The organism is Amycolatopsis camponoti, assembly GCF_902497555.1.
Taxonomy (GTDB): domain Bacteria; phylum Actinomycetota; class Actinomycetes; order Mycobacteriales; family Pseudonocardiaceae; genus Amycolatopsis; species Amycolatopsis camponoti.
Map to the genome: position 1 here is coordinate 1,407,366 of NZ_CABVGP010000003.1, position 14,563 is coordinate 1,421,928.

Genomic DNA, 14,563 nt, shown 5'->3' on the forward strand with positions numbered 1-14,563 from the left:
TCCCGATCGAAATATGTAAGACCCCTCTTACGTAGACATGTAAGAGGCCTCTTACTGAAGCAACGGTACTTGAACCTGGAGGGTTCCATGAGCACCACCACGCACGCCATCGCCGCACCGGCGCCGGGTGCGCCGCTCGCACCGACCACGATCGAGCGCCGCGACCTGCGCGCCGACGATGTCCTGATCGACATCGCCTACGCGGGCATCTGCCACAGCGACATCCACCAGGCCAAGGAAGACTGGGGCCAGGCGATCTTCCCGATGGTCCCGGGCCACGAGATCGCCGGCGTGGTCGCCGCGGTGGGCTCGGACGTCACGAAATACCAGGTCGGCGACCGCGTCGGCGTCGGCTGCATGGTCGACTCCTGCGGCGAGTGCGAGTACTGCAAGGCCGGCACCGAGCAGTTCTGCGTCAAGGGCAACATCCAGACGTACAACGGCGTCGGCTTCGACGGCGAGAACACCTACGGCGGCTACAGCAACCAGATCGTCGTGAAGGACGCCTTCGTCTGCCGCATCCCCGAGGGCATCAGCCTCGACATCGCCGCGCCGCTGCTGTGCGCGGGCATCACCACCTACTCGCCGCTGCACCACTGGGGCGCCGGGCCGGGCAAGAAGGTCGCCGTGATCGGCCTCGGCGGGCTCGGGCACATGGGCGTGAAGATCGCCGCCGCCATGGGCGCCGAGGTGACGGTGCTGAGCCAGAGCCTCAAGAAGCAGGAAGACGGCCTCAAGCTCGGCGCGACCGACTACTACGCGACCAGCGACGAGGCGACGTTCGACGTCCTGCGCGGCAAGTTCGACGTCATCCTCAACACCGTGTCGGCCAAGCTGCCGATCGACGCCTACCTGAGCCTGCTCAAGGTCGGCGGCGCGATGGTGAACGTCGGCGCGCCCGGCGAACCGCTGTCGTACAACGCTTTCTCGCTCCTCGGCGGCAACAAGGTCCTGGCCGGGTCGATGATCGGCGGCATCGCCGAGACCCAGGAGATGCTGGACTTCTGCGCCGAGCACGGCATCGGCGCCGAGATCGAGACCATCTCGGCGGACAAGGTCAACGAGGCCTACGAGCGCGTCGAGAACTCGGACGTGCGGTACCGCTTCGTCATCGACGCCTCGACCATCGGGGCGTGACCACCGGTCGTGAGTGAGAAACAGTGTTCTAACACTGTTTCTCACTCACGACCGCCGGGTCAGAAGACCACGGTGCGGTTGCCGTGCACCAGCACCCGGTTCTCCAGGTGCCAGCGCAGCCCGCGGGCGAGGGTGACCTTTTCGATGTCCCGGCCCTTGCGGACCATGTCCTCGACCGAGTCGCCGTGGTCGACGCGGATGACGTCCTGGTCGATGATCGGCCCCGCGTCGAGGTCCGCCGTCACGTAGTGGCAGGTCGCGCCGACCAGCTTCACCCCGCGCGTGTGCGCCTGGTGGTACGGCTTCGCGCCGATGAACGACGGCAGGAAGCTGTGGTGGATGTTGATCGCGCGGCCGGCCCATTCGCGGCACAGGTCCGCGGGCAGGATCTGCATGAACCGGGCCAGCACCACCGCGTGCGGCTCGTGCTCGTCGACCAGCTTGCGGACCTCTTCGAACGCTTCTTCCTTGCCGCCGGCCGGGAACGGCACGTGGTGGAACGGGATGCCGTGCGCGCGGGTGATGTCGGCGAGCGACTCGTGGTTGCCGATCACGGCCGCGATGTCGACGTCCAGCTCGCCGGACGCGACGCGGCCGAGCAGGTCGTACAGGCAGTGCCCGGCCTTCGAGACGAGCACCACCGCGCGGCGCCGCTCACCGGTGTCGCTGACCTGCCAGCTCGACTCCGCGGACAGGTCCGCCGCCACCTCGCCGAAGCGGGCGCGCAGCTCGGCGGCGTCGAACGGCAGCGAGTCGGCCCGGACGACCTGGCGCGTGAAGAACCAGCCCGTGTCCGGGTCGGTGTGGTAGGCCGCTTCGACGATCCAGCCGCCGTGCTCGGCGAGGAACCCGGAGATCCGGGCGATGATGCCGGTGCGGTCGGGGCAGCCGAAGGTGATGACGTAGCGGCGTTCGGGAGCGGTCACGCCGGACATTCTCCCCCGCGCTGGTCAGGGCGCCGCGAGCGGTGCGAGGTCACCCGTCACCGACGCCTGGTGCGGGCGGCCCCACAACGCCCGGTAGACGTCGTCGGCGGCGCCGTCCAGTTCGGCTTTCGGCTCGCCGAAGGCCCACGACCGCTCCGGTGTCGTGACGCGCACGTCGGGCGTGATGCCGCGGCGCGGAGTGAGGTACGTCAGGTACTCGTCGACGCCGTCGTTGGCGAACCCGGGGGAGAAGCGCGTTTCCGGGACGTCGGCGAGCGCCGATTCGGCGTCGAGGCGGTGGATCGCCGTCTCGTGCGCCATCCGCCGCGTCCAGTCGCCGACCGTCTCGGCGAAGCCCGGGTACGGCGAAAACGCGGCCGTTTCCGGGTTCCCGCCCAGTGCTTCGCGCAAGGCCAGGCGCTGGCCGTCCCACCAGCCGAGGACGTCGTCCCAGTCCGGTGGCGGAGTCGGCCTCGCCGGCCGGTTCAGCGCCAAGCCGACGGCGAAGCCGTGCACGAACGCGATGTGCGACACCAGGTCATGGACAGTCCACTTCGGACAGTTCCGGACCGGTGCCGTCGGACCCGCTTCCAGTGCCGCCCGCTTCAGTCCGTCGGCGTGGACGTCGATCGCCTCCAGCAGCTGCATGGGCCGACCGTAGCCGCCGTCCCGCTTCGATGGCGAAGACCAGGCCCAAGCCGAGGCTGAACGACAGGAGCAGGCCCTTCACCGGCTCGTCCGCGAAGGCGGCTCCACCGGCCAGGCCGATCAGCACGCTGTACACCGCCCAGATCGCCGCGCCCGCCAGGTCGAGCGGGACGAACCGGCGCAGCGGGTAGCCGAGGCTGCCGTTGGCGAGCGCGCTGGCGACGCGTCCGCCGGGCAGGTACCGCGCGGCGATGATCAGCAGCCCGCCGTTGCGCCGCACCTGGTCACGCGCCCATTCGTAGCGCCGGCGCCCGTCCGCCCCGCGCTGCAGCCGCGCGATCGCCCGCGGCCCGGCGGCCCGTCCGACGGCGTAGCCGAGGCAGTCGCCCGCCCACGCACCCGCCGCGGCGACGGCGGCGAGCAGCGTCAGGTCCGCGAGATCCGGCCCGAGCAGCACGGCGACGGTCACGACGGTCGTCTCACTGGGCATGAACGGCAGCAGCGCGTCCAACCCGGACACGGCGAAGACGAGCACCCACAGCCACGGCGAGCCCAAGGCGTCGCGCAGCAGCTCGGTGACGTGCGCCAGCAGTTCCACGGCTCAATGGTGATCACCGCAGGTCACTTCGGGGTGACGCAGTGGGGGTGGCCCGGTGAACGTTCGCTTCAGGCAGGGGCGACCGAGTCCCAGGGGACCGTCAGCTCACCCAGCCGGATGCGCGACGGTGGCCCCGACACCGGCCAGCCCCGCGCCGCCAGCAGCCGGACCGTCTCCAGCCACCGCGACCGGACCCCGAACGCCTGGTGCGGCGCGGCCGTCGCCCAGCAGGCGTCGAGAGCGGACAGCAGCGTGTGGACCCGCTCGCCCGGGACGTTCCGGTGGATCAGCGCCTTCGGCAGCCGCTCCGCGATCGTCGACGGCTTCTCGAGCCCCGCCAGCCGCAGCGAGAGCGTCAGGGAAACCGGACCGGACGCGGCGACCAGCACCCACGTCGACAGCCGGCCGATCTCGTCGCACGTGCCCTCGACCAGAAGGCCGCCCGAAGCCATCGAGTCCAGCACCAGCCCCCACGCGCCCGGGACCTCGTCCTCCGCGTACTGCCGCAGGACGTTGAACGCGCGCACCAGCACCGGGCGCGTCCCGGCCAGCTCGAACCCGCCGCGGCGGAAGTCCAGCATCGGCGGGGACGCGGCGTACTGCGCGAAGGCCACGCGAGCGGGGTCCAGCTCGAGGCCCAGCACCCGCACGTCCGGCCGGACGCGGCGCACCCACCGGGCCAGCTCGATCGTCGTCACCGGGGACGCGCCGTACCCGAGGTCGACGACCAGCGGGTCCGCCGCCGCGCGCAGCAGCCGCGAAGTGCGTGGCGAGGAAGCGATCCACCGGTCCACCCGGCGGAGGCGGTTCGGGTTGGTCGTGCCGCGGGTCGGGGCGCCGACCGGGCTCAGTTTGCTTCGGTGAGCCACTTCGCCGTGAATTCGGACTCGTGCTCCAGCAGCTTCGTGACCTGCTCGGCGATCACGCTCTCCAGCTTCCCGCCGAACAGCGGGATCCGGACCGTCACCTCGCCGCTGATCCGCAGCACCGTCTTGTCGCCGTTCGCCAGCAACGCCGTCCGTGCGGAGATCTCGCCCGGGACGCCGCCGACCGAGACCGTCGCCTGGCCCTGCCGGCCGGTGCCGTCGTTGCTCACGCGCCAGGTCTGCGTGCGCGTCACCACCAGGTCGCCCTTGTGCAGGGTCCGCACCGCCTGTGGCAGCTTGTCCGCGCTGATCCCCTGCTGCAGCTCGTACCGGAGGTCCGTGCCGGAGACCTCGTACGACAGCAGCGCCGCGCCGTGCCCGCCGAGCTGCTCGAGCCGCGCTCGCAGCGCCGCTTCGCCGGCGACCGCCGCGTACGTCGCGGCGACGTCGGCGGAGAACTCAGCACGGTGCTCGATCCGGGATCCCATGAGCCGGACAGTACCGTCAGACGCGTGAACACGGCCCGAACTCCCGCACTCCCGAAGCTCTCCGCGTACACCACGCTGCGCCTCGGCGGCCCGGCCCGCCAGTTCGTCAGCGCCGTGACCAGCGAAGACCTCGTAGTGGCGGTCCGCGAGGCCGACGCGGCGGGCGAGCCGGTGCTGCTGCTCGGCGGTGGCTCCAACCTGGTGGTCGCGGACGCGGGGTTCGACGGCACGCTGATCGAGGTGGCGAACACCGGCTGGCGCCAGGACGGCGACGTCGTGGAGGTCGAGGCGGGCCAGAACTGGGACGCGTTCGTCGCCGGGCTCGTCGAAGCGGGCCTGGGCGGGCTCGAATGCCTCTCCGGCATCCCGGGCAGCGTCGGCGCGACGCCGATCCAGAACGTCGGCGCGTACGGCTGCGAAGTCGCCGAATCGATCGTCTCGGTGGAACTGTACGACCGGCGGACGCGCGAAGTGCGCACGCTCAAGGCGGACGAGCTCGGTTTCGCGTACCGCACCAGCGTCCTGAAGGGCACCGACAGCGGCGTAGTCCTCTCGGTCCGCTTCGAGATCCGCGAGGACGGCCTCTCCGCGCCCATCCGCTACGCCGAGCTGGCGCGCACCCTCGGCGTCGAGATCGGCGCCCGCGTCCCTGCCGCCGAAGCACGCGAAGCCGTGCTCAAGCTGCGTCGCGGCAAGGGCATGGTGCTCGACCCGGACGACCACGACACGTGGAGCGCGGGCTCCTTCTTCACCAACCCGATCGTCCCGTCGGCCGAGGCGGAGGCCGTCCTGCGGCGCATCACGGACAGCGTCGGTGCCGAAGCCCCGCAGTACCCGGCCGTGGGCGGCGTCAAGCTTTCGGCCGCGTGGCTGATCGAGCGCGCCGGGTTCGCCAAGGGTTACCCCGGGCCGGGGAACCGCGTCTCGCTGTCGACGAAGCACACCCTCGCGCTGACCAACCGCGGCGACGCGACGACCGAAGACCTGCTCGGCCTGGCCAGGGAGGTCCGTGATGGGGTTTTCGCCCGGTTCGGCGTTCGATTGCACCCGGAACCGCTCTTGATCAACTGCGTCATTTGAGCCGAATCGGGCAACCTGCACGTGTACAGGACGTCTTTGTCGACATAGGCGGTGCCACCTGATCGGATGGTCTTTACCTTTCGACAGGTAACGTCGAGCGCGTCACCAGCGCTAAGGGCGTGTGCCTCGCTGGTCGGTGGGGGAAACTCGGGAGGTTTCGGTGATCGAACGGCGTACGGTCTTCAAGGCCGCTCTGGCAGCGGGGGCTGCCCTGGTCGCCGCGGCGTGTTCGAGCACGAACGACGGCACGGCGTTCCCGACCGGCGCGGCGAACTCGGACGGCGAGGGCGGTGGCGCCCAGCCCGTGGCGAAGATCACGGCCGAGCCCGCCGTCAACGCCAAGGACGCTTCGGTCCTCAAGCCGGTCACCATCAAGGTCGCCGACGGCAAGCTCACCGAGTGCAAGGTGACCGCCGACGGCGGCAAGGCCGTCAAGGGCGACACCGCGCCGGACGGGCTCACCTGGACCAGCTCCGAGCCGCTCGGCTACGGCAAGACCTACACGTACGCGGCCAAGGCCACCGGCACCGACGGGAAGCCGGTCGAGCTCGCCGGCACGTTCAGCACGGTCAACCCGGCCAAGCAGGTCCGCGCCACGCTCAACCCGGCCGACAACCAGCAGGTCGGCGTGGCCATGCCGATCAGCGTCAAGTTCCAGTCGCCGGTCAAGGACCGCAAGGCGGTCGAGAAGGCCCTGTCCGTGAAGACGGACAAGGACGTCGAAGGCGCCTGGGGCTGGCTGTCCGACAGTCAGGTCGACTACCGGCCGAAGGAGTACTGGCCGCAGAACATCACCGTGAGCGTCGAGGCGAAGCTGTACGGCGTCGAGCTGGGCGGCGGCGCGTACGGCAAGGCCGACGTCACCACGAAGTTCAAGATCGGCCGCAACCAGGTGGTCAAGGTCAACACCCCCGAGCACCAGATGCACGTCTACCGCGGTGGCGCGCAGTACAAGAGCTACCCGTGCGCGAACGGGCTGGACGCCGAGGTCGACCGCAACACCCCGAACGGCACCTACATCGTCATGAGCAAGGAGCCGACGGCGGTGTTCGACAACGCCCGCTACGGCTACACGAACGTCAACAAGAAGTGGGCCTGCCGGTTCTCCAACCACGGCGAGTACATCCACGAGAACCAGGACAACGCGGCCAACATCGGGAAGAACAACAACTCCCACGGCTGCGTCAACCTCCTCGAGGCCGACGCCAAGGACTTCTTCGACTCCGCGCTGGTCGGCGACCCGGTCGAGATCACCGGCTCCAAGCTGAGCGCGCCGATGGCCTCGGACGTCAAGGACTGGAACTACAGCTGGGCGGCCTGGCAAGGGCTGGGTGCGAAGTAACCCGTGCGCACCGAGGTCGTCGGGTACGGCGGGGTCCGGCTCGGCCTGCGGGTCGAGGGCGCGGAGAACAGCGGGCCGATCGTCTTCGTGCACGGCTGGGCGCAGTCGTCCGGCTGCTGGGCCGCGCAGCTCGCCGACCCGGGCCTGACCGAGCGGTTCCGGCTGGTCGCGATGGACCTGCGCGGCCACGGCGCGTCCGACGTCCCCGCGGAGGGCTACGACGACCCGGTGGCCTGGGCCGACGACCTCGCCGCGGTGCTCGACTTCGCCGGACCGGACGCGATCGTCGTCGCCTGGTCCTACGGCGGCCTGGTGCTCGCCGACCACATCCGGGTGCACGGCACCGCACGCTTGCGCGGGATCGTGCTCGTCGGCGCGATCACCGAGATCGGCCGCGACCGCGCGGGCGGGCGCGTCGGCCCGCTGATGCGCGAGCACATGCGGGCGATGCTTTCGGACGATCCGGACATCGCGGTCCCGGCGCTCACGGCGTTCAGCCGTGACATGGCCGGCGGCCCGGTGCCGGGAACGCAGGTCCAGGCCCTGCTCGGGGCTTCTCTGAGCGTGCCACCCGCGGTCCGCGCGGCCCTGTTCCGCCGCGACATCGGCAGCGAAGAAGTGCTGGCCGCGGTCGACAAACCCACGCTGGTCGTGCACGGCTCCCACGACCGTGTGATCGACCCCGCGGCCGCGGAACACACGATCGGGAAGATTCCGGGTGCCACCGGACGTTGGTTCCTTGACGGGGGGCATGCGCCCTTCGCCGAGTCCGCGGAGGAGTTCGACGCGGTACTCCGGCAGTTCGCCGAAGAATGCTGACGTAACGCGGGAGACGAGACCAGGTGACCAGCTCCATCCGGGGGTTCAGTGCTGCGCCGCGCCGGGTCGCGGTGTTCTCCGTGCACACTTCGCCGCTCGAGCAGCCGGGGACCGGCGACGCGGGCGGGATGAACGTCTACGTCAGCCAGACGGCGACGGAGATGGCCCGCCAAGGCGTCGAGGTCGAGGTGTTCACCCGCGCGACGGCGTCGGACCAGCCGCCGGTGGCCGAGCTCGCCCCGGGCGTCACCGTCCGGCACGTGCAGGCGGGCCCGTTCGAGCCGCTGAGCCGCGACGAGCTGCCCGCGCAGCTGTGCGCGTTCACCTCCGGCGTGCTGCGCACCGAGGCGTTCCACGAGCCCGGGTACTACGACCTCATCCACTCGCACTACTGGCTTTCGGGCCAGGTCGGCTGGCTGGCCCGCGACCGCTGGTCGGTGCCGCTGGTGCACACCGCGCACACCCTCGCGAAGGTGAAGAACGCCGCGCTCGCCGAGGGCGACAAGCCCGAGCCGCGCACCCGCGTGATCGGCGAGGAGCAGGTGGTCGCCGAGGCCGACCGGCTGGTCGCCAACACCGCCGTCGAGGCGCGTCAGCTCATCGACCTCTACGACGCCGAGCCGCACGCGGTGCACGCCGTGCCGCCGGGCGTCGACCTCGAACGCTTCACGCCGGGCTCGCAGGCCGTCGCCCGTGCTTCCCTCGGCCTCGCCGACGACGACGTCGTGCTGGCCTTCGCCGGCCGGATCCAGCCGCTGAAGGCGCCGGACGTCCTGCTGCACGCCGCGGCGGCCCTGCTGCGCCGCCGTCCCGAGCTGGCGCCGCGCCTGGTCGTGCTGATCGTCGGCGGGCCGTCGGGCACCGGGCTGGAACAGCCGCAGGCCCTGCGCGAGCTGGCGGTTTCGCTGGGCATCGAGCGGCAGGTCCGGTTCCTGCCGCCGCAGCCGGGCGAGGCGCTGGCCCGGGTCTTCCGCGCCGCCGACGTCGTCGCGGTGCCCAGCTACAACGAGTCGTTCGGCCTGGTCGCGCTGGAGGCGCAGGCCTGCGGGACGCCGGTGGTCGCGGCCGAGGTCGGCGGGCTGCCGGTGGCGGTGCCGCACGGCGTGTCCGGCCTGCTCGTCCCGGGCCACGGCGCCGAGGAGTGGGCGGACGCGCTGGCCGCGGTCGCCCTGCGCCCGGACCGGCGCGCCGAGCTCGGCGCCAACGCCGTCGTGCACGCCGGCCGGTTCTCCTGGCGTCGCACGACCGACGCGCTCCTGGACATCTATGCTCAGGCCACCAGCGCTTTCCGGCACGCGCTGGACCTGCGCACGGAGGTGGCGGTGTGAGCCTGGACGAGCTGATCCAGTCTACTTTGGACTCTTCGGACCTGAAGTACGACAAGCGCGGTCCCGGCAAGTACTTCGTCACGTTGCCGGGGACGAAGAAGCTGCAGACCAACGCGTGGCTCGTCGATGGCGACCACGCGTTTTCGGTCGAGGCCTTCGTGTGCCGGCGCCCGGATGAGTCCCATGAGGACGTTTACCGGTTCCTGTTGCAGCGCAACGCGAAGCTGTACGGTGTGCACTACACAGTGGACAGTCTCGGTGACATCTACCTGGTCGGCCGGTTCGGCAAGGACACGATGTCGGCCGACGAGCTCGACAAGGTGCTCGGCCAGGTGCTGGAAGCCGCCGACGGCGACTTCAACACGCTGCTGGAGATCGGCTTCGCGACGTCGATCAAGCGCGAGTGGGACTGGCGCGTCTCCCGCGGCGAGTCCCTGGCGAACCTGCAGGCGTTCAAGCACCTCGCGGAGCCGCGCGAACCGGGCTTGACCGAGTCGTGACCCGGGCCGTGCAACGGTCCTGATCCGGACATCCGTCTCACCGCCAGTCGAACCTGGAGGGAGACCCACGATGCGGACTCGATGGAGAGCGGCGCTGGCGATCACGGCGGTGGCGTTCGCGCTGGCCGGCTGCTCGGCGGCGGAGAACGGGGCATCGTCCACGGCGGACAGTGCCGGTGGGGTGGCGAAGGTCCCGGCCGCGCCGCAGCAAGGCACCGGGGCCAAGGGCGAGTCGAAGGTGACACCGCCGCAGGCCGGCGCCACCGATCGCAAGCTTTCGCGCAGTGCCCGGCTGGACCTGACGGCCACCAAGGTCGTCGACGTCGTCGCGCAGGCCCGCGGGATCGCGCTGGGCGCCGGCGGCTACACCGGGCAGGAAAGCACGGGCGAAGACGCGGCGACGCTGTCGCTCGCGGTGCCCTCGGACAAGCTCGACCCGGTGCTCGACCAGCTTTCGCATTTGGGCACGTCGCTGGTCAAGCGAGAGTTGAACACCCAGGACGTGACCGAGCAGGTCGTCGATGTCGAGGCGCGGTTGACGACGCAGCGCAAGTCGGTCGAGCGGATTCGCGCGCTGCTTTCACAGGCGACTTCGGTGTCGGACATCACGTCGATCGAGAGTGAGCTGACCAGTCGCGAGTCGGCGCTGGAGTCGTTGGAGCAGCAGCGGAACTCCCTCGCTGGGAGTGTGGCGATGGCGACTGTGGCGATGAGTATTCGTAGCGTGGCCGCGCCGCCGCCGCCGTCTGAGGATCACAGCGGTTTTCTGGGTGGGTTGGCTGGTGGCTGGGATGCTTTCTTGACCTTTGGGGGCGGGTTGCTGACGGTGCTGGGGGCTGTTGCGCCGTTTTTGCTGATCGTGGTGCCGCTGGCGTGGGTCGGCTGGTGGGTGAACCGGCGTCGCCGTTCGGTGCGGCCGGAGCCTTCCGAGGGGTGAGCGGTGTTCTCCCGCTTCGCGAGGAGCTTCGCTCACCCTTGACCCCGGGTCTCCGGTGCTGACTGCGGCGGGGACGAGGGGCGGGGGAGGTCTGGGGCGGCCTGTTTGCGCGGCCTGTTTGCGCGGCAGGGGTGAGGGCGGCGAGGTCTGGGGCGGCCCGTTGCGGAACAGGCGGGACGGCTCGAGGGAGGGGGGAGTCGCGATCTCGAGCCGCCCCGCTGAAGTTCCCGCCGATCAGGACCCGGTGACGAGGGGGGTGCCATCGGGGCCGGCGGGCCGCGGCTCGGCAGGGGGGAGACGAGCCGCGGTCGAAGCCCGAAACCGGCCGGGGAGTGCGTGGAATCCGGCCGCTCGGGACGTAAGTCAACCTGTCAGATCTCGACCTGTAATCACAAGACTACTCGCTAGTCCGTTCGAGTGAATTTTAGTTGTGGCGATAACGGTGCGCAGTCCGATGCCCGGATTTTGCGCGTTGTTGGCACTTGGACTTGTGTAAGAGTGAAGGTGTTACTGCGCGGTAACACACTCTGTGTAGGACGCGAGGTCACCAGTCGATCGAGTGGTCCCGTCTGGCAGGCTGTCGGCATGGCCGAGATTGGGACGTTGGTGCTGCTCCGCCACGGGCAGAGCACGTGGAACGCGGAAAACCTGTTCACCGGCTGGGTGGACGTGCCGCTGTCGGAACAGGGCGAGGGCGAAGCGCGCCAGGGCGGGCAGCTGCTGTCCGACGCCGGGCTGCTGCCGGACGTGGTGCACACCTCGCTGCTGCGCCGGGCGATCTCCACCGCGAACATCGCGCTGGACGCCGCCGACCGGCATTGGATCCCGGTCAAGCGCGACTGGCGCCTCAACGAGCGCCACTACGGCGCGCTGCAGGGCAAGGACAAGAAGCAGACCCTGGCCGAGTTCGGCGAAGAGCAGTTCATGCTCTGGCGCCGCTCCTACGACACCCCGCCGCCGCCGATCGACCCGAAGGACGAGTGGAGCCAAGCGGACGACCCCCGCTACGCGAACCTCGGCGACAAGGCGCCGCTGACCGAGTGCCTCAAGGACGTCGTCGAGCGGCTGCTGCCGTACTGGGAGTCCGAGATCGTGCCCGACCTGCGCGCGGGCAAGACCGTGCTGGTCGCCGCGCACGGCAACTCGCTGCGTGCGCTCGTCAAGCACCTCGACGGGATCTCCGACGCCGACATCGCCGGCCTCAACATCCCGACCGGCATCCCGCTGCGCTACGACCTCACGGCCGACCTGAAGCCGGTCAAGGCCGGCGGCGAGTACCTCGACCCCGAAGCCGCCAAGGAAGCCGCCGCCGCGGTGGCGAACCAGGGCCGCTGACTCACGCCGCGGTGACCGGCCGGACGGCCGTCGCCTTCCAGCTCGCCCCTTCACGGACGATGTCGAATTCGGCCGTGAAGGGCTTGCCGGTGGCCTGGCCCGTCGCGTCGGTCACCTGCAGCGTCGTGAAGAACAGCACGACCGCTCGCGCGCCGGTGAGTGTGACGACGCCTGCCATCGGGTCCGGCCCGAGCGCCACCTTCGTGCCGCTCTTGCGGATCGCCTCGACGTAGGTGCCCTTCTTGGCGCGGTACTCGCTCAGCATCGGGTCGGCGATGACGGCCTCGGCCCGCGCGTACGAGCCGTCCGGGTCGGCGCTGTCGGTCGTGAACAGGCCGCCGCCGATCGCCCGCGCGCCGGCCAGCGCCGCGTCACGGGTGCCCGCGGGGGTGCCATCGTCCTGGTGTGGCGCGGGCGGTGGCTGGGCCGGGCTCACCGCGATGTCCGAGAGCTGCCAGTGCCCCCCGGCTTTCTGCGCGGTGAACGCGACCGTGGCCAGCCCCTTCGTGGTGCCGCTGTCCTGCTCGAGCACGGCCAGTTCGCGGATCCGGTCGCCGGTGAACTCCAGCGCGGCCGCTTCCCGCACCCGCGTCGCCAGCCGTACCTGCTGCGGGCTCTTCCTGACCACGTCGAACAACGTCGCGAGCTGCTGCTTCGCGGCGCCGGTGACGTTCGCCGCGACGGCCTGGTCGAACGCGGCCGGGTTCGCGGAGTCGTAGCTGAAGACCGCCTCGGCCGCCGTCTTCACCGCGTCGAGCGCGGCGGCCGTCCCCGGCCCGTTGACGAGCGCGAGGTTGCCGCTGAGCGGGGTAGCCGTGCCGGAGACCGGCGCGGAGCACGCCGACACCACCAGGAGCAGTCCCAGCAGCGCGAGCTTCACAAGAGCCCGGCCTCGCGGGCCCGCGCCCCGGCCTGGAACCGCGACGACGCGCCGAGGATCTCCATCACCTCCGCCACCCGCCGCCGGTAGGTCCGCAGGCCGACGCCGAGAGCGCGGGCCGCCGTCTCGTCCTTGCAGCCGGATGCCAGCTGCTCGAGGATCTCGCGCGCGCCCAGCTCGGTGAACCGGGCTTGGTACGACTCGAGGTCGGTGCCGCCGGCCCAGGCCGCCTCGAACAGCGACTGGATGCCCTGGACCAGCTCCGGGCTGCTGACGACGGTGTAGCTGCGGACGCCGCCGACGTGGTCGCCCGCCACGATCGCGATCCGGCGGTCCAGCAGGATCGTCTCGTTGACCTCGCGCTCGGTGATCCGGATGCGCGCGCCGTGGGTCGCCATGAACCGCAGGTGCTCCGCCAGCGCCGGGTCGAACAGGACCCCGGGCAGGTACATCTTGCGCACCGACGTGGTGCGCACCGCCTGCTCCCGTTCGGGCGCGCTCGGGTGCGCCACCGACCAGGTGTGCAGGTCGCGGGCCGCGCACGAGATCTCCGTCGCGGTCGCGAACAGGTGGGCCGTCCGCTCGAACAGCTCGGCCTCGCCCCGCACCACCACGACGTCGCTGACTCTCTCCACGTATTCCAGTGTGGCAGCTAAATGCCAAACCCGGCGCCGCTCGCGCCGGATCGCGAGGCTGGAGCCATGACCACGAACACCACTCTCCCCGCCGCCGCGGCGGGCACCTGGAAGCTCGGCTCCTTCGAAGTCAACCGGCTCGGCTTCGGCGCCATGCGCCTGATGTCCACTTCGGACGGCGGCATCCGCGACCGCGAGACGTCGATCGCCGTGCTCCGCCGCGCCGTCGAGCTCGGCGTCAACCACATCGACACCGCCGTCTTCTACTTCGCCGGCCCGCGCTCGGCGAACGAGCTGATCAACCGGGCCCTCGCGCCGTACGGCGACCTGACGATCACCACCAAGGTCGGACCGGGCCGCGACTTCACCGGCGCGTTCTACACCGCCCGGCCGGACCAGCTGCGGGCCCAGGTCGAAGAGAACCTGCGCGAGCTGGGCCTCGAGCACCTCGATGTCGCCAACTACCGGATCGGCCAGGGCCTCGACCGCGGGGAGGGCTCGCTCGCCGACGGCTTCGGCGCGCTCGCCGAGCTGCGTGAGCAGGGCCTCATCCGCGAGCTGGGCATCTCCAACGTCGCGCCGCACCACCTGACCGAAGCCCTGGAGATCGCGCCGGTCGTCTGCGTCCAGAACCAGTACGGCCTCACCGCCCGCCGGGAGGACGACGAGATCGTCCGGATGTGCGCCGAGCGGGGGATCGCCTTCGTGCCGTTCTTCGCCGTCGCGAGCGGGACGGGCGAGGACGCCCGCGTCGCCGAGGTCGCCCGCCGGCACGACGCCACCCCGGCCCAGGTGCGGCTCGCGTGGACCCTCCACCAAGGACCGCACGTGCTCGCCATTCCGGGCACCGGGGACGTCGAGCACCTCGAGCAGAACGTCGCCGCCGCGGCGCTGCGGCTCACCGAGGAGGACTTGAAGACCCTTGACGGCGATGCGTGATTCACCCGGAATGTCTCGCCGCGGAATCGATCGGGTGAACGCGGGCTGAAGCACCGGCGAACATGTCTGCCCCAGGTGTCGCGGTGCTCACGACAAGGCGGACAA

16 protein-coding genes are annotated in these 14,563 nt (G+C 70.7%); 9 read left to right on the plus strand and 7 right to left on the minus strand.

What is annotated here, in order from left to right; all coding sequences use genetic code 11:
* The first annotated feature begins 87 nt into the window (after nucleotides 1-87).
* Nucleotides 88-1,137: an NAD(P)-dependent alcohol dehydrogenase gene (locus AA23TX_RS43270; RefSeq protein ID WP_155548708.1), complete on the plus strand. Its 1,050-nt coding sequence runs from the start codon at nucleotides 88-90 to the stop codon at nucleotides 1,135-1,137.
* Between the two features lie 59 nt (nucleotides 1,138-1,196).
* Here AA23TX_RS43270 and purU read toward each other — a convergent pair whose 3' ends face one another.
* From purU to AA23TX_RS43295, 5 genes are all read right to left on the minus strand, one after another.
* Nucleotides 1,197-2,072 carry a formyltetrahydrofolate deformylase gene (gene purU / locus AA23TX_RS43275; protein ID WP_196425852.1) on the minus strand — a complete coding sequence of 292 codons (876 nt, stop codon included), beginning with the start codon at nucleotides 2,070-2,072 and terminating at the stop codon, nucleotides 1,197-1,199.
* A 15-nt stretch (nucleotides 2,073-2,087) separates the two neighbouring features.
* On the minus strand, nucleotides 2,088-2,711 hold the full coding sequence (locus AA23TX_RS43280) for a maleylpyruvate isomerase family mycothiol-dependent enzyme (RefSeq protein WP_155548710.1): 624 nt from the start codon (nucleotides 2,709-2,711) through the stop codon (nucleotides 2,088-2,090).
* On the minus strand, nucleotides 2,602-3,309 hold the full coding sequence (locus AA23TX_RS43285) for a DedA family protein (protein WP_155548711.1): 708 nt from the start codon (nucleotides 3,307-3,309) through the stop codon (nucleotides 2,602-2,604). The genes AA23TX_RS43280 and AA23TX_RS43285 overlap by 110 nt, the downstream gene beginning before the upstream one ends.
* Nucleotides 3,310-3,377: 68 nt before the next feature.
* Complete coding sequence (locus tag AA23TX_RS43290) at nucleotides 3,378-4,178, minus strand: class I SAM-dependent methyltransferase (protein WP_155548712.1); 801 nt, start codon at nucleotides 4,176-4,178, stop codon at nucleotides 3,378-3,380.
* Entirely contained in the window at nucleotides 4,157-4,663 is a 507-nt protein-coding gene (locus AA23TX_RS43295; RefSeq protein WP_155548713.1) for a DUF2505 domain-containing protein, read from the minus strand. The genes AA23TX_RS43290 and AA23TX_RS43295 overlap by 22 nt, the downstream gene beginning before the upstream one ends.
* Before the next feature lie 24 nt (nucleotides 4,664-4,687).
* Here AA23TX_RS43295 and AA23TX_RS43300 point away from each other — a divergent pair, with 24 nt between their 5' ends.
* The 7 genes from AA23TX_RS43300 to AA23TX_RS43330 all read left to right on the plus strand — a co-directional run bounded on the left by AA23TX_RS43300 (nucleotide 4,688) and on the right by AA23TX_RS43330 (nucleotide 12,004).
* Complete coding sequence (locus tag AA23TX_RS43300; RefSeq protein WP_155548714.1) at nucleotides 4,688-5,743, plus strand: UDP-N-acetylmuramate dehydrogenase; 1,056 nt, start codon at nucleotides 4,688-4,690, stop codon at nucleotides 5,741-5,743.
* 160 nt (nucleotides 5,744-5,903) lie between these two features.
* Nucleotides 5,904-7,085, plus strand: coding sequence for a L,D-transpeptidase (locus tag AA23TX_RS43305; RefSeq protein ID WP_155548715.1), 1,182 nt, complete (start codon nucleotides 5,904-5,906; stop codon nucleotides 7,083-7,085).
* 3 nt (nucleotides 7,086-7,088) lie between these two features.
* Nucleotides 7,089-7,904, plus strand: coding sequence for an alpha/beta fold hydrolase (locus AA23TX_RS43310; RefSeq protein ID WP_155548716.1), 816 nt, complete (start codon nucleotides 7,089-7,091; stop codon nucleotides 7,902-7,904).
* Nucleotides 7,905-7,927: 23 nt separating this feature from the next.
* Nucleotides 7,928-9,232, plus strand: a complete 1,305-nt coding sequence (mshA, locus tag AA23TX_RS43315; RefSeq protein WP_196425853.1) for a D-inositol-3-phosphate glycosyltransferase — start codon at nucleotides 7,928-7,930, stop codon at nucleotides 9,230-9,232.
* The gene (locus AA23TX_RS43320; RefSeq protein WP_155548717.1) at nucleotides 9,229-9,732 is read left to right on the plus strand and encodes a type III secretion system chaperone family protein; all 504 of its coding nucleotides are present in this window, start codon (nucleotides 9,229-9,231) and stop codon (nucleotides 9,730-9,732) included. The genes mshA and AA23TX_RS43320 overlap by 4 nt, the downstream gene beginning before the upstream one ends.
* 70 nt (nucleotides 9,733-9,802) lie before the next feature.
* Nucleotides 9,803-10,669, plus strand: coding sequence for a DUF4349 domain-containing protein (locus tag AA23TX_RS43325; RefSeq protein ID WP_155548718.1), 867 nt, complete (start codon nucleotides 9,803-9,805; stop codon nucleotides 10,667-10,669).
* A gap of 585 nt (nucleotides 10,670-11,254) precedes the next feature.
* Nucleotides 11,255-12,004, plus strand: a complete 750-nt coding sequence (locus AA23TX_RS43330) for a phosphoglyceromutase (RefSeq protein WP_155548719.1) — start codon at nucleotides 11,255-11,257, stop codon at nucleotides 12,002-12,004.
* 1 nt (nucleotide 12,005) lies between these two features.
* On the opposite strand, the gene AA23TX_RS43335 is transcribed toward AA23TX_RS43330, so the two are convergent.
* Nucleotides 12,006-12,884: a hypothetical protein gene (locus AA23TX_RS43335; RefSeq protein ID WP_155548720.1), complete on the minus strand. Its 879-nt coding sequence runs from the start codon at nucleotides 12,882-12,884 to the stop codon at nucleotides 12,006-12,008.
* Entirely contained in the window at nucleotides 12,881-13,519 is a 639-nt protein-coding gene (locus AA23TX_RS43340) for a helix-turn-helix domain-containing protein (protein WP_155548721.1), read from the minus strand. Before AA23TX_RS43340 ends, AA23TX_RS43335 begins: the two co-directional genes overlap by 4 nt.
* A 66-nt stretch (nucleotides 13,520-13,585) precedes the next feature.
* Between AA23TX_RS43340 and AA23TX_RS43345 the strand changes: the two genes are divergently transcribed.
* Nucleotides 13,586-14,458, plus strand: coding sequence for an oxidoreductase (locus AA23TX_RS43345; RefSeq protein WP_155548722.1), 873 nt, complete (start codon nucleotides 13,586-13,588; stop codon nucleotides 14,456-14,458).
* Nucleotides 14,459-14,563 lie beyond the last annotated feature (105 nt).

What these genes read in the sequence shown, in the direction of transcription:
- purU (WP_196425852.1), bottom strand. Translation starts at nt 2,072, where the DNA reads ATGTCCGGCGTGACCGCTCCCGAACGCCGCTACGTCATCACCTTCGGC.
- AA23TX_RS43330 (WP_155548719.1), top strand. Translation starts at nt 11,255, where the DNA reads ATGGCCGAGATTGGGACGTTGGTGCTGCTCCGCCACGGGCAGAGCACG.
- AA23TX_RS43345 (WP_155548722.1), top strand. Translation starts at nt 13,586, where the DNA reads ATGACCACGAACACCACTCTCCCCGCCGCCGCGGCGGGCACCTGGAAG.
- AA23TX_RS43280 (WP_155548710.1), bottom strand. Translation starts at nt 2,711, where the DNA reads ATGCAGCTGCTGGAGGCGATCGACGTCCACGCCGACGGACTGAAGCGG.
- AA23TX_RS43325 (WP_155548718.1), top strand. Translation starts at nt 9,803, where the DNA reads ATGCGGACTCGATGGAGAGCGGCGCTGGCGATCACGGCGGTGGCGTTC.
- AA23TX_RS43295 (WP_155548713.1), bottom strand. Translation starts at nt 4,663, where the DNA reads ATGGGATCCCGGATCGAGCACCGTGCTGAGTTCTCCGCCGACGTCGCC.
- AA23TX_RS43270 (WP_155548708.1), top strand. Translation starts at nt 88, where the DNA reads ATGAGCACCACCACGCACGCCATCGCCGCACCGGCGCCGGGTGCGCCG.